The sequence below is a fragment of the Mesorhizobium sp. M0618 genome, from assembly GCF_040320765.1.
Taxonomy (GTDB): Bacteria; Pseudomonadota; Alphaproteobacteria; order Rhizobiales; family Rhizobiaceae; genus Mesorhizobium.
Window position 1 is genome coordinate 114,919 of record NZ_JAMYQH010000006.1, and the last position, 12,846, is coordinate 127,764.

At 64.4% G+C, this 12,846-nt stretch carries 10 protein-coding genes and 1 pseudogene; 6 read left to right on the forward strand and 5 right to left on the reverse strand.

Annotation, left to right across the window (positions count from 1 at the left end):
* The first annotated feature begins 128 nt into the window (after positions 1-128).
* Positions 129-1,114 (forward strand): annotated as a pseudogene (locus tag NKJ04_RS09130) (Dyp-type peroxidase).
* Between the two features lie 30 nt (positions 1,115-1,144).
* Here the strand turns inward: NKJ04_RS09130 and NKJ04_RS09135 are convergent.
* Together NKJ04_RS09135 and NKJ04_RS09140 are read right to left on the reverse strand one after the other, a co-directional pair.
* Complete coding sequence (locus tag NKJ04_RS09135; protein WP_352674429.1) at positions 1,145-1,666, reverse strand: hypothetical protein; 522 nt, start codon at positions 1,664-1,666, stop codon at positions 1,145-1,147.
* Between the two features lie 121 nt (positions 1,667-1,787).
* Complete coding sequence (locus tag NKJ04_RS09140; protein WP_352674430.1) at positions 1,788-3,200, reverse strand: FAD-binding oxidoreductase; 1,413 nt, start codon at positions 3,198-3,200, stop codon at positions 1,788-1,790.
* Between the two features lie 163 nt (positions 3,201-3,363).
* On the opposite strand from NKJ04_RS09140, the gene NKJ04_RS09145 reads away from it, so the two are divergent.
* Both NKJ04_RS09145 and NKJ04_RS09150 read left to right on the forward strand, forming a co-directional pair.
* Positions 3,364-3,849, forward strand: coding sequence for a thioesterase family protein (locus NKJ04_RS09145; RefSeq protein WP_352674432.1), 486 nt, complete (start codon positions 3,364-3,366; stop codon positions 3,847-3,849).
* A gap of 146 nt (positions 3,850-3,995) precedes the next feature.
* On the forward strand, positions 3,996-4,193 hold the full coding sequence (locus NKJ04_RS09150; RefSeq protein WP_013531006.1) for a hypothetical protein: 198 nt from the start codon (positions 3,996-3,998) through the stop codon (positions 4,191-4,193).
* A gap of 26 nt (positions 4,194-4,219) precedes the next feature.
* On the opposite strand, the gene NKJ04_RS09155 is transcribed toward NKJ04_RS09150, so the two are convergent.
* Positions 4,220-4,699, reverse strand: coding sequence for an Lrp/AsnC family transcriptional regulator (locus NKJ04_RS09155; protein ID WP_352674433.1), 480 nt, complete (start codon positions 4,697-4,699; stop codon positions 4,220-4,222).
* Between the two features lie 89 nt (positions 4,700-4,788).
* On the opposite strand from NKJ04_RS09155, the gene NKJ04_RS09160 reads away from it, so the two are divergent.
* Positions 4,789-5,691, forward strand: a complete 903-nt coding sequence (locus NKJ04_RS09160) for an EamA family transporter (RefSeq protein ID WP_352674434.1) — start codon at positions 4,789-4,791, stop codon at positions 5,689-5,691.
* A 14-nt stretch (positions 5,692-5,705) separates the two neighbouring features.
* Here NKJ04_RS09160 and NKJ04_RS09165 read toward each other — a convergent pair whose 3' ends face one another.
* The gene (locus tag NKJ04_RS09165) at positions 5,706-6,599 is read right to left on the reverse strand and encodes a dienelactone hydrolase family protein (RefSeq protein ID WP_352674435.1); all 894 of its coding nucleotides are present in this window, start codon (positions 6,597-6,599) and stop codon (positions 5,706-5,708) included.
* Between the two features lie 439 nt (positions 6,600-7,038).
* On the opposite strand from NKJ04_RS09165, the gene NKJ04_RS09170 reads away from it, so the two are divergent.
* Positions 7,039-7,476, forward strand: coding sequence for a YbaK/EbsC family protein (locus NKJ04_RS09170; protein ID WP_352674437.1), 438 nt, complete (start codon positions 7,039-7,041; stop codon positions 7,474-7,476).
* A gap of 19 nt (positions 7,477-7,495) precedes the next feature.
* Here the strand turns inward: NKJ04_RS09170 and NKJ04_RS09175 are convergent, their stop codons facing one another.
* On the reverse strand, positions 7,496-9,811 hold the full coding sequence (locus NKJ04_RS09175) for a glucose/quinate/shikimate family membrane-bound PQQ-dependent dehydrogenase (RefSeq protein ID WP_352674439.1): 2,316 nt from the start codon (positions 9,809-9,811) through the stop codon (positions 7,496-7,498).
* A 275-nt stretch (positions 9,812-10,086) separates the two neighbouring features.
* Between NKJ04_RS09175 and NKJ04_RS09180 the strand changes: the two genes are divergently transcribed.
* Positions 10,087-12,750 (forward strand): ATP-dependent helicase, encoded by a 2,664-nt coding sequence (locus tag NKJ04_RS09180; protein ID WP_352674440.1) that lies wholly within the window; start codon positions 10,087-10,089, stop codon positions 12,748-12,750.
* Positions 12,751-12,846 lie beyond the last annotated feature (96 nt).

Here is a 12,846-nt window from a genome sequence, read left to right on the forward strand (position 1 = left end):
CTCCGAATGGGTTGATTGAAATTCTGCCGCACTCTACCCGCATCCGCGTGTCGATAAAGAGGCAATTCATCCAGTGTTGCGCGATCCCGGATGATCTGAAACAAATCCTCGCAAAGCGGAGAATTCGGATGTCTGGGAAGAACTGGGATCGCGTGCCGATCAACGCGCAAAGCGTCGACGCTCCGCTGTCGCTTTCGGCGGTCTTTCTTGTCGTCACCGTCGCCGGCGAGCAGACCGCGCTCGCCAAGGTGGCCTCCGTGCTTGGTGGGCTCGACGATCTCGTCAAAACCGTCGGGTTCCGCGATCTTTCCGGGCGGCTTTCGTGCATTGCCGGCATCGGCCGCGATCTCTGGGATCGTCTTTCTCCAGATCGGCGGCCGCTGAACTGAAACCGTTTGCGCCGATCAAGGGATCCGTTCATTCGGCGCCCTCGACCGCTGGCGATCTTCTCTTCCACATCCGCTCCGAACGCCCCGACATGTGCTTCGAGTTCGAGCGCATTCTGCTCGACAATCTCGGCGACGGCGTGAGCGTCGTCGACGAGGTTTCCGGCTTTCGCTATTTCGATGCGCGCGACCTGCTCGGCTTCATCGACGGCACCGCCAACCCGACCGGCCTCGATTTGCCCGCCTCTGCGCTCGTCGGCGATGAAGACGCCGACTTCGCTGGCGGCAGCTATGTCGTCGTCCAGAAATATCTGCACGACATGCAGGCCTGGGCGCGCATTCCGACGCCCGAGCAGGAAGCGATCATCGGCCGCACCAAGATCGACAACATCGAAATCGACGATGACGACGCGCCGCGCAAATCACACAAGTCGCTGGCCACCATCGAGGATGCCGATGGCAACGAGTACGACATATTGCGCGACAACATGCCGTTCGGCAGGCCCGGACAAAACGAGTTCGGGACCTACTTCATCGGCTATTCCAGATATCTTTGGGTCATCGAAAAAATGCTGCAGCGCATGTATATCGGCGACCCGCCGGGCGCCTACGACCGCCTGCTCGATTTCTCGACGCCGCAGACCGGCACAACGTTCTTCGCGCCAACCCGCCCCATGCTGCAGGCGCTTGTCGAGGGCGCGCAGGAGAAGCTTCCCGCCGCCCGGTAAAGAACGGCTGACGGCCTCTATCGGCGAAGATCAGCGTGCGTCGCGCTTCGCTTGTGCCACCTTGCCCGCCTTGCGCTGCCGGCCGAATTCCGCCGGCCGGACCAGCTTCGGCGCCCGCTTGCTAGCCACGGCGCGCATGCCCTTGTGAGCCGTCCGCGAATTGAGCGCGGGACCGTCCGCCGGCGCATTTTGCTTCATGGCCAGCACCTTGCGCGCATTCCCAACCAGCGAAACGCTGGCCGCCAGTTGCCGGCGCCGCTCGGCCTCGCCATTCAGCCGCCGCATCGCCATGGCTAGCACCGCCAGCTTTACCTGCGAACCGCCATCGGACTTTGAGGGCGCAGCACCTTTCGGCGCTCCCTTGCCCCGCATTTCGCGGCGGCGCCGATGCGCCTCGGTCTGCGCCTTGTCGCGCCGGTCCCGCAACAGCTTGACCAGACCGGCAACATCGGCGTCGGAAAGCTCCTGCACCGAAGGATGGTGCGATTTCTCCACCAGTTCCTGTTCGTCGGCGCTCAGCGCACGCGCCTCTTCCTTGCGTGAAATCGCCATGACACTTTTCCTCCGCTGGCACGCCTGTCTGTTTCAGGCCTCGCTGCTCGCCGAAGTCTCGGCCCGAAAATGGTGGCATGGTCAAGACGAGCCGCCTGCGGCCTTGCGCTGGAGGACTCGCCTAGTCCCCCGGCAAAATCTTGCCCGGGTTCATGATATCAAGCGGATCCAGGGCCTGCTTGATCGTGCGCATGATGTCGACGCCGTGGCCGAGTTCATGGCGCAGGAAGCCGATCTTTCCCTGGCCTATGCCGTGCTCGCCGGTGCAGGTGCCGTCCATGGCGATCGCCCGCATGTTGAGCCGCGAGACGAACTTTTCCGACAATGCGATCTCCTTGGGATCGTTGACATCCATCAGCACCAGCACGTGAAAATTGCCGTCGCCGGCGTGGCCGACGATCGGCGCGATCAGACCCATCTCCGCTATGTCGGCTTCGGTTTCCATGACGCATTCGGCAAAGCGCGAGATCGGCACGCAGACATCGGTCGACAGCCCCTTGGCGCCCGGCCGCAGTGTCAGCGACGACCAGTAGGCGTCGTGCCTGGCCTTCCACAGTTTTGTGCGCTCCTCGGCGACGCTGGTCCACAGGAACGGCCCGCCGCCATTCTCTTCCGCGATCATGCCAAAGGTCTCGGCCTGTTCGGCAACGCCGGCATCGCTGCCGTGAAACTCGACGAACAGGCACGGGCTTTCGGGATAGTCGAGCTTCGAATAGTTCTTCATCGCCCGCATCTGCAACGCGTTGACCAGTTCGATGCGCGCCACGGGGATGCCCATCTGGATCGTCGCGATGACAGCATTGCAGGCCGCCTCGACGCTCGGAAACGGGCAGACGCCGCCGGAGATCGCCTGCGGGATGCCTTGCAGCTTCAAGGTCAGCGAGGTGATGATGCCGAGCGTGCCTTCCGAGCCGACCAGCAGCCGCGTCAGATCATAGCCGGCCGAACTCTTTTTCGCCCGCTTGCCGGTGGTCACCGTTTCGCCGTCGGCCATGACGGCGGTCAGCGACAGCACGTTTTCGCGCATCGTGCCGTAGCGCACCGCATTGGTGCCGGATGCCCGCGTCGCCGCCATGCCGCCGAGCGAGGCATTGGCGCCCGGATCGATTGGAAAGAACAGGCCAGTGTCGCGCAGATGCCGGTTCAGATCCTCGCGGGTGACGCCGGGTTCGACTGTGCAATCGAGATCCTGCGGATTGACCGCAAGAATGCGGTTCATCCGCGAGGTGTCGAGCGATATGCCGCCACCCGGTGCGTTGGTGTGGCCTTCCAGCGACGATCCGACACCGAAGGCGATGACCGGCACGCGGTGTGCGGCGCAGGCGCGCACGATCTCCTGCACTTCGGCCGTTGTCTCTGGGAAAGCGACCCCGTCGGGCGCCTGCGTCGGAATATAGGTGGTGGTGTGCGCGTGCTGGGAGCGGATTGCCTGGCCGGTCTGGAAGCGCTCGCCCAGCCGCTGCTTGAGGATGCCGAGCACGGCAGCGATGCCTTCCTCGTTGCGTTCGACCGGGTTGAGGTCGCTCAGAGCCATGAATTCCTCCGCGAATGGACCAGCGTCCACGCTTGTTGTGCGTCTATGGATGACTAAAGCAATTCCAGGAAAAGTGCGAAGCGGTTTTCCGTCCGGAATTGCGTCAGAATGAAAGACACTTACCCACCCACGCTCTGTCCAGCGCCAGCATAAGGAAGTTTCGATGCCCATCCCCGCCCCCTTCGTCTCCCAACCCATGGACATCGAAAAGGACTGGATCGATTACAACGGCCATCTCAACATGGCCTACTACAACGTGCTGTTCGACCGCTGCTCGGACGAAGCCTTCGAGGCGATGGGCATGGGGCTGGATTACGTGAGCCAGCGGCGGCTCACCATCTACACCGCCGAAGTCCATGTCTGCTACGTCCAGGAACTGCATCTCGACCACAAGGTCACGGTCTCCTTCCAGCTCATCGACCATGACGACAAGCGGCTGCGGGCCTACCAGGAAATCCGCCATGTCGACGGCTGGCTCGCCGCCACCTCCGAGACCCTGTCACTGCATGTCGACATGTCCGGGCCGAAGGTGGCGCCCTTCCCAGCCGATGTGCTTGCCAAGGTCGAAGCCATGCGCGCCGCCCATTCGGCACTGCCGATGCCGGAGCGCGCCGGCCGCTCGATCGGCATTCGTCGCAAGACCGCTTGAAGCTCTCTGGCGTCCGCGTTAACCTTACCGAGGTTTTAACGTGAACAAGCCATTTGAGCCATTGAACGACTCAGCGGGCCGTTTGAAAACGGTCCGATCCGAGTTGCGATGCAGGCGGCGGGGCACAGGCGGTTCGAGGGACGTGCATGAAAACCGACATCAAGGTCGAGGTGGACAGGCTTGCCGCCGATCCGCGCATCACCGACTATGATTTCTGGCGCTCGCTCAAGAACGTCAACAACGAGATCTTCCACATCGCCAACAACAACGAGCCGATCCCGTTCGACATGATCCGCTGGCGCGCCATCCTGAAGCAGGCGCGCATGAAGCGCGGCCACGCTTGAAACCTTCGCATCGACGATCCTCGCCCTCAAGTCGGGCGCTTCACCGCCGCCAGCGGTGAACGCGCCACCACCGGCGACGACTGGATGATCGCCGTGTTGGTCATCGCATAAGGGATAATGCGGTCGATCACTCGCTCGAGTTCGGCCACCGAGCCGACATGCGCCAGCGCGATGAAACAGTCCTCGCCGGTCACCCGGTCGCATTGCGCGATCTCCGGCAGCTCGCGGATGATTTCGGCCACGGCAGCCAGTTGCCCCGGTACCGGACGGATGCGAAGCCATGCCGATAGCGGCAGGCCGAGTGCCGCGGGGTTGATCCTGACCGAATAGGCCTCGATGACGCCACGCTCCTGCAACCGCTTGATGCGCTCGGCCACGCTCGGCGCCGACAGGCCGACCGAGCGTGCCAGTTCCGCCGTGCTGATGCGCGCGTCCGTCTCCAGCAGGCGCAGGATTTTCATATCCGCGGCATCGAGGTCGGCGCTTTCAGTTCGAAGGCGCTTCATGGGAAACTCCTTGCTTCCGGGAGAAAGATGGCGAGAAGAGCCAATCATCACCCATATAAACAGGCAAATCCGCCTGCGATACTGATCCGATGGATGATCAAACGCAAGCTCCTGCGGCAGACCCTGCCCCTTCCGGTTCCACCCTCGGCAGGCTGACGGAAAAACTGCCGCCGCATGTCTGGTTCGGCGTCAGCGCCGTCTTCCACTATCTCGGGCCGGCATTCGCCGTGCTGCTCTTCCCGCATGTCGGCGTGCTTGGCATGGCATGGCTGCGCATCGCCACCGCCGCGCTGATCTTCGCACCGCTGACCCGTCCCTGGCGAACCTTCGCCCGCGCCGATCGCTCGACCCGGCTGCTGTTGCTGGCCTTCGGCGCCTGTCTGGCGGTGATGAACTGTTCGTTCTACCTGGCGCTCGACCGCTTGCCGATCTCGCTGGTGGCGGCGATCGAATTCGTCGGCACCATCGGCGTCGCGGTGATCGGGCTCAGGAGCCCGCGCAATCTCGCCGCCCTTGCCGTTGCCGTCACCGGCACCTTGCTGCTCATCGACGTCAAGTGGTCGAGCGATCCTCTGGGACTGTTCTGGGCCTTCCTCAACGGCGCGCTGTTTGTTGGCTACATCGTGCTCGGGCACCGCATCGCCGCTTCAGGCGCGGGCGGCGGCATCGCCAGCCTTGGTGCCGCCATGGCGATCGCTTTCGTCGTCGTGCTGCCGATCGGCCTCACCGACGCATTGCCGGCCTTTTTCTCGCCGCCGCTGCTGCTCGCCGCCATCGGCGTCGGCATCTGCTCGTCGGTCATCCCTTACATCTGCGACCAGCTCGCCATGTCGCGGCTGCCGCGCGCCAGCTTCGCGCTGATGCTGTCGTTGTTGCCGGTCACCGCGACGCTGATCGGCGTCATCGTGCTGCGCCAGATTCCAAGCCTCACCGATTGCCTCGGCATTGCGCTGGTGGTCGCCGGCATCGCCTTCCACAAACCGGCGCGCTGAAACGACGCCGGAAACTACGCCAGCTTCTCCTTGAGGAAGGCGATCGTGCGTCCCCAGGCAAGATCGGCCGCCTTCTTGTCGTAGCGAGCCGCCGACGTATCGTTGTTGAAGGCATGGTTGGCGCCTTCATAGACATAGACCGTGTATTCGACATGCGCCGCGTCGAGTTCCTTCTTGAAGGCGTCGATGCCGGCATTGATGCGCTCGTCCAGTCCGCCATAGTGCAGCAGCAAGGCCGCCTTGATCTTGGACATATCGGCGGCGTTCGGCTGCATGCCGTAATAGGCGACGGCGGCATTGAGATCTGGCGCGTTGACGGCCAGCATGTTGACCGTGCCGCCACCCCAGCAGAAGCCGATGGCACCGACCTTGCCGTTGCCGTCCTTGTCAGCCTTGAGGAAAGCGACGGTCGCTACACCATTGGCAATGGTCTGCGCCGGATCGAGCTTGGCGAACATGTCGCGCGCCTTGTCTTCATCGACAGGCGTACCGCCGAGCGGCGACAGAAAATCCGGCGCAAGCGCCACGAACCCTTCCAGCGCCACGCGTCGCGCTACGTCGCGGATATGCGGGTTGAGACCCCTGTTCTCATGCACGACGATGACCGTGCCGAGCTTGCCCGATTGGCCCGCCGGCCTGACGAGATAACCCTTCATCTCGCCACTGCTGCCGGGGTAGCTGATGTCCTCACCCTTCACCCGCGGATCGTTGTCGGCAACGATTGCCGCCTGGGCGGAATTCGCCGCCAGAAGCGGTGCAATTGCGGCCGCCGCCGCGCCTGATCCGGCAAGCCGGGTCAGTTGCTCCATGAAACGGCGGCGATCGAGCGTCAGATGCGTGTATTCGTCATAGGCATCGATCATCGCCTGGGTAATGGCAGGCTTGGTGTTGGCGTCAGGTTTCGTCATGGCTGTGCTCCTCGGCTTCAAGCTTGGAAACCCAGCTACATAGGGACCGAGCCTGTATGGTCCAGTATGGCCCAGTCGACCCTCTTCCCGACCGGCGCTCGCCTCGTGGCGCCCACCGGCAGCCAGTAAAGCCGGCACCGCAGGCCCCCGTGTCATCACTTTTTGGTCATCGGCGATAAATCCTGCTGGCGCTGCCACAATAGTGGGGGAAGCTGCCTGCTACCGATGGCACCGTGACCAGCGTGCCTTCACGTCCCGATCCAGAAGGAGCGATGCCGATGACCATGCCTTCCCCGCTCCTCGCCAGCGCGTTAGTCCTTGCCGCGGCCACCGCTTTGGCACTGCGCTCGATGGTTGTGAATGCAGGCAGACGATCGTTGGTCAGGGTTCGCGGTAGACCGGAAACCGCCCCGCATCCACCCAGGGTTGAGGTCAGATCATGAACGTCCAGGATATCGTCAACACCGTCTCGCAGAAAGCGGGCCTCGACCAGGCGACGACGGAAAAAGTCGTCGGCACCATTTTTTCGGTGCTCGAGCACGAGGCGGAAGGCACAAGCGCCTCGTCGTTTTTTGCCAAGATCCCCGGCGCCGACGATCTCGCCCACCAATATGACGTCATGGCCGCCCCTCCGGCCGGCGGCAGTGGCGGCTTCCTGTCGTCGCTGCAGGGCGCGCTTGGCGGCGTTCTCGGCGAAAAGGCCGGCGCGCTGGTCAACGGCCTCGCCGCGCTCAAGGCATCCGGCCTCGATTTGGCGCAGATCCAGAAGGCCGGCGAAACGCTGGTCCAGCAGGCCGAAGCCGCCGCCGGCCCCGAGCTGACCAACCAGGTGCTCGGCTCGGTGCCCAGCCTGAAGAGCCATCTGGGGCTCGGCTAGGTCATAGGTCGCGCCCCCCTTACTTCGGCAGCGCGTAGGCCATCACATAATCGCCCGGCTTGGTGCCGACCGAGCCGTGGCCGCCGGCGACGATGACCACGAACTGGCGGCCGTCGGCGACCGTATAGGTCATCGGCGTCGATTGTCCGCCGGCCGGCAGCCGCGCCTGCCAGAGCTGCTTGCCCGATGTCAGGTCATAGGCGCGCAGATAGTCGTCGACCGCCGCACCGAGGAAAGCGACGCCGCCGGCGGTGATCATCGGCCCGCCGATGCCGGGCACCCCGACCTTCAGCGGCAGCGGCAGTGGCGTCATGTCGTAGACGGTGCCGTTGCGGTGCTTGTAGGCGATCTTGCCGGTCCTCAGATCGGCGCCGGCGACATAGCCCCAGGGCGGCGCCTGGCAAGGAATGCCGAGCGGCGACAGGAACGGTCCCATCACCACCGCATAGGGCGCGCCCTCGTTACGGTTCAGTCCCTGCTCGCTGCCGCGCCCCTCGTCCGGCGGCGGCACCTGATCGCGCGGGATGAGCTGCGACTTGAACGCCAGATAGGTCGGCATGCCGAACAGCACCTGCCGGACCGGGTCGACAGCGACGCCACCCCAGTTGAAGGTGCCGAAATTGCCGGGATAGATCAGCGAGCCCTGGACGGAAGGTGGTGTATAGCGGCCCTCATAGCGCAGGCCCTGGAATTCGATCCGGCAGGCCAGCTGGTCGAACATGGTGAGGCCCCACATGTCGGCGCCGGTGAGCGGCTTCGGCATGAAGGTAAGATCCGAGACCGGCTGCGTCGGCGAGGTGTGATCACCCTCGATGGCACCGCCGGGCGCCGGCACTTCGTTGACCGCGATCACCGGCTCGCCGGTGCGCCGGTCGAGCACATAGAGGTCGCCCTGCTTGGTCGGTCCGACCAGCGCCGGCACCACCGTGCCGTCGGGTTTGGTGATGTCGATCAGGCTCGGCTGCGCCGGCACGTCCATGTCCCAGAGGTCGTGGTGCACGGTCTGCCGCACCCAGCGCAACTGCCCGGTGTTGAGGTCGAGCGCGGTGATCGACGACGAGAACTTCTCGACATTGTCACTGCGCCCGGCGCCGAGCTGGTCCGGCGTCTGGTTGCCGAGCGGCACGTAGAGCAGGCCGAGCTTCTCGTCGGCGCTCGGCGTCGACCACATGTTGGGCGAGTTGGCGGTATAGGTCTGGCCGGCCGCCAGCGGCGTCGTCTGGTCCGGATTGCCGGAATCCCAGTTCCACACCAGCGCGCCGGTGGCAGCGTCGTAGGCGCGGATGACGCCGGACGGCTCCTGCGTCGAATAATTGTCGTTGACCGCGCCGCCGACGATGATCTTGCCGCCTGATATCAGCGGTGCCGAGGTCGAGTAATAATAGCCCGACTTCGGATAAGGCATGTTGGTCAGAAGGTTCAGCGTGCCGCCTTCGGCAAAAGCCGGGCAGACCTGCCCGTTGGCGGCATCGAGCGCGATCAGCCGCGCGTCCGAGGTCGGCAGGTAGACGCGGGCAGCACACGGCTGGCCGGCAGTGATGGCCGCATCGGCATAATAGGCCACGCCGCGGCAGGTCTGGTGCTGGCGGTCCTTGTCGAGCTTGATCTTGGGGTCGAAGCGCCATTTCTCCTTGCCGCTCGCGGCGTCGATGGCGATGGCGAAATTGTGCGGCGTGCAGATGTAGAGCGTGTCGCCGATCTTCAGCGGCGTCACCTGATAGGTGGTCTCGCCGACGTCGTCCGGACCCTTCACGTCGCCGGTCTGGTAGGTCCACGCCGGCTGCAGCTTGGCGACATTGTCAGGCGTGATCTGGTCGAGCGGCGAATAGCGCTGGCCGAACTGCGTGCGGCCGTAATAGTGCCACTCGCCGGCCGGCACATCATTGCCGAGATTGGCGTTGGCGACCACCTTGTCGGTGCCGAGTTCACCGGCAATGTCCTTCGGGTCCGATGTCATCGAATAACCGGCGACGGCCAGCGAGGCCAGCACGGCAAGGATCAGCGGTGCGCGCCCGTCAGGGCCGGCAAGACCCCGCCTCGCCCACGGCGTCAGCAGCCACAAAGCGAGAAGCACGATGATGCCGCCGCGCGGCCCGAGTTCCCACCAATCGAAGCCGGTTTCCCAGACCGCCCAGGCCAGCGTGCCGAGCACGATCACCGCGTAGAGCCACAGTGCGGTGGACCTGCGCCGGTAGAGCAGCCAGGCGGCGATCAGGAAGGCAAGGCCGGCAATGACATAGTACCAGCTGCCGCCCAGCATCGCCAGGCGGATGCCGCCGCCGCCGAGTGCCAGGCCGATGAGGAAAAGAATGAGGGAGGTGATGGTGACAGCCAAGATGATACTCCTTCGACTGTTGCGCTTCGCGGCTTCGACTGTTGCGCTTCACGGCGCGGCCATGGCAACCCGGCATTGCGTCGCTGCCCGAAGCACAACTTTCTCCTGACGGTCCCGCCTGTCAAGCACGGGCCTCAAGCGCAAGCCGTAATGATCCATAGCAATTTGGGATAACATCGACCGCAGTGGGAGCGCGGGGCAGCAATCGGGCATTTTAGCGGAACAAAACGTAGACAGTTCTGGTCTTTCCCCACCGAATCACTACATTCGGGGCAATGTCCGGCTTTTCCGAAGACATGCCCTTTTTCGACGAACCCAATGCGCGGCCCACGGCCCCGTCGGGCATCGCCGCGCGCGCCATGGCTGCCCGCAGCGGACACAACAACGCGCCCGACTATCTCAAGGGGCTGAACCCCGAGCAGAGGCTGGCGGTGGAAACCACGGAAGGCCCGGTTCTGGTGCTGGCCGGAGCCGGCACCGGCAAGACCCGCGTGCTCACCACGCGCATCGCTCACATCCTCGCCACCGGCAAGGCGTTCCCGTCGCAGATCCTGGCGGTGACCTTCACCAACAAGGCTGCGCGCGAGATGAAGATCCGCATCGGCGTGCTGATCGGCGAAGGCAATGTCGAGGGCATGCCATGGCTCGGCACCTTCCACTCGATTGGCGTCAAGCTGCTTCGCCGCCATGCCGAACTCGCCGGTTTGCGCTCCGACTTCACCATCCTCGACACCGACGACGTCGTGCGGCTGATCAAGCAGCTGATCCAGGCCGAAGGTCTGGACGACAAGCGCTGGCCGGCCAAGCAGTTCGCCCAGATGATCGACGGCTGGAAGAACAAGGGGCAAGGCCCCGCCGACATCGCCGAGGGCGATGCGCGCGCCTTCGCCAACGGCAAGGGCCGCGAACTCTACAAGGCCTATCAGGAACGGCTGAAGACGCTGAACGCCTGCGATTTCGGCGACCTGCTCTGCCACCCGATCCGCATTTTCCGCGCCAATCCGGACGTGCTCAAGGAATACCATAAGCGCTTCAAATACATCCTCGTCGACGAGTACCAGGACACCAACACCGCCCAGTACATGTGGCTGCGGCTCCTGGCGCAAAGGCCGGATGCCGGGCGCAAGCCTTCGGCGACTAATCTCCAATCGGCCGAAGGCCGCAAGGACGACCGTCCGTCCGAGCCGTTGCGAGGCCCCCGCGGAGGGCCCGCGCCGGCAGGCGCGGAACAGCCCGTGAGCGTGAATATATGCTGCGTCGGCGACGACGACCAATCCATCTATGGCTGGCGCGGCGCCGAGATCGACAACATCCTGCGCTTCGACAAGGATTTTCCCGGCGCCACCATCATCCGGCTGGAGCGCAACTACCGCTCGACCGCGCACATCCTTGGCGCGGCCTCCCACCTCATCGCCCACAATGAGGGCCGCTTCGGCAAGACGCTGTTCACCGACCGCAACGAGCCGGAGGACGGCAAGGTGCATGTCCACGCCGCTTGGGATTCCGAGGAGGAAGCCCGCGCCGTCGGCGAGACGATCGAGACCTACCAGCGGCAAAAGCACAATCTCAACGACATGGCGATCCTGGTCCGCGCCTCCTTCCAGATGCGCGAGTTCGAGGACCGCTTCGTCACGCTCGGCCTCAACTACCGCGTCATCGGCGGCCCCCGCTTCTACGAGCGCATGGAAATCCGCGATGCGCTCGCCTTCTTCCGCGTCGTCGCCCAAGGCGCCGACGACCTAGCCTTCGAGCGCATCGTCAATGTGCCCAAGCGCGGCCTTGGTGAAGCCACCATCCGCCAGATCCACGACACGGCGCGCGCGCTGCGCATCCCGATGCTGGAAGCCGCCGCCAAGCTCGCCGAAAGCGACGAGTTGAAACCGAAGCCGCGCGCGGCACTGCGCGAGGTCGCGGCCAATTTCGAGCGCTGGCAGAAGGCGCTGGAAACCACGCCGCATACCGAACTCGCCGAGACCATTCTCGAAGAGAGCGGCTACACCGACATGTGGAAGAACGACCGCTCGGTCGAAGCGCCCGGCCGGCTGGAGAACCTGAAAGAGCTGATCCGCTCGATGGAGGAGTACGAATCGCTGCGCTCCTTCCTCGAGCATGTCGCACTCGTCATGGACGCCGAGCAGAACGCCGGGCTCGACGCCGTCTCGATCATGACGCTGCATTCGGCCAAGGGCCTCGAATTCGAGACCGTCTTCCTGCCCGGCTGGGAGGAAGGCCTGTTCCCGCATCAGCGCGCGCTCGATGAAGGCGGCCGCTCCGGGCTGGAGGAAGAGCGCCGCCTTGCCTATGTCGGCCTGACCCGCGCCAAGAAGAACCTGCATCTGTGGTTCGTATCCAACCGCCGCATCCATGGCCTGTGGCAGTCGACCATCCCGTCGCGTTTCCTCGAAGAATTGCCGAATGCCCATGTCGAGGTCGCCGAAAGCGGCAACTCCTACGGCGGCTACGGCAATTCCTACGGTGGCGGTTCCTTTGCCTCCGGCCGCGGCGGCCAGGGCACAGGACGGCAGAACCCCTATGGCGCCTCGCGCTTCGACAATGTCGGCGCCGACAGCGAAAAATCCGGCGCCTTCTCCAACACCTATGCGACGCCGGGCTGGCAGCGCGCGCAGGCCAACCGCACCGAAGCCACCGACCGCAACTGGGGCTCGCGCTCCGGCCACCAGGTCGAGCGCATCGGCTATGGCGAGACCGATTCCGGCTACGGCGCCGGCCGCACCTCGGTCAAAGGCCGCACCATCGACGGCGAACTGGTCGCCAAATCCGTCGCCGACACGCCATCGCCCTTCAATGTCGGCGACCGCGTCTTCCACCAGAAATTCGGCAACGGCAACATCTCGGCCATCGAAGGCAACAAACTGACCATCGATTTCGACAAGGCCGGCCAAAAACGCGTGCTGGACGGGTTCGTCGCGGCGGTGTGAAGATGGCGCTTTCCCGGCGGAAGCCCCACCTTCGTCATCCACGGGCGAAGCAAGGAGCGTAGCGACGCGGCGCAGACCCGAGGATCCATGCCGGGA

What these genes read in the sequence shown, in the direction of transcription:
- NKJ04_RS09165 (WP_352674435.1), bottom strand. Translation starts at nt 6,599, where the DNA reads ATGACGAAACCTGACGCCAACACCAAGCCTGCCATTACCCAGGCGATG.
- NKJ04_RS09170 (WP_352674437.1), top strand. Translation starts at nt 7,039, where the DNA reads ATGAACGTCCAGGATATCGTCAACACCGTCTCGCAGAAAGCGGGCCTC.
- NKJ04_RS09150 (WP_013531006.1), top strand. Translation starts at nt 3,996, where the DNA reads ATGAAAACCGACATCAAGGTCGAGGTGGACAGGCTTGCCGCCGATCCG.
- NKJ04_RS09135 (WP_352674429.1), bottom strand. Translation starts at nt 1,666, where the DNA reads ATGGCGATTTCACGCAAGGAAGAGGCGCGTGCGCTGAGCGCCGACGAA.
- NKJ04_RS09180 (WP_352674440.1), top strand. Translation starts at nt 10,087, where the DNA reads ATGTCCGGCTTTTCCGAAGACATGCCCTTTTTCGACGAACCCAATGCG.
- NKJ04_RS09160 (WP_352674434.1), top strand. Translation starts at nt 4,789, where the DNA reads ATGGATGATCAAACGCAAGCTCCTGCGGCAGACCCTGCCCCTTCCGGT.
- NKJ04_RS09155 (WP_352674433.1), bottom strand. Translation starts at nt 4,699, where the DNA reads ATGAAGCGCCTTCGAACTGAAAGCGCCGACCTCGATGCCGCGGATATG.
- NKJ04_RS09145 (WP_352674432.1), top strand. Translation starts at nt 3,364, where the DNA reads ATGCCCATCCCCGCCCCCTTCGTCTCCCAACCCATGGACATCGAAAAG.
- NKJ04_RS09140 (WP_352674430.1), bottom strand. Translation starts at nt 3,200, where the DNA reads ATGGCTCTGAGCGACCTCAACCCGGTCGAACGCAACGAGGAAGGCATC.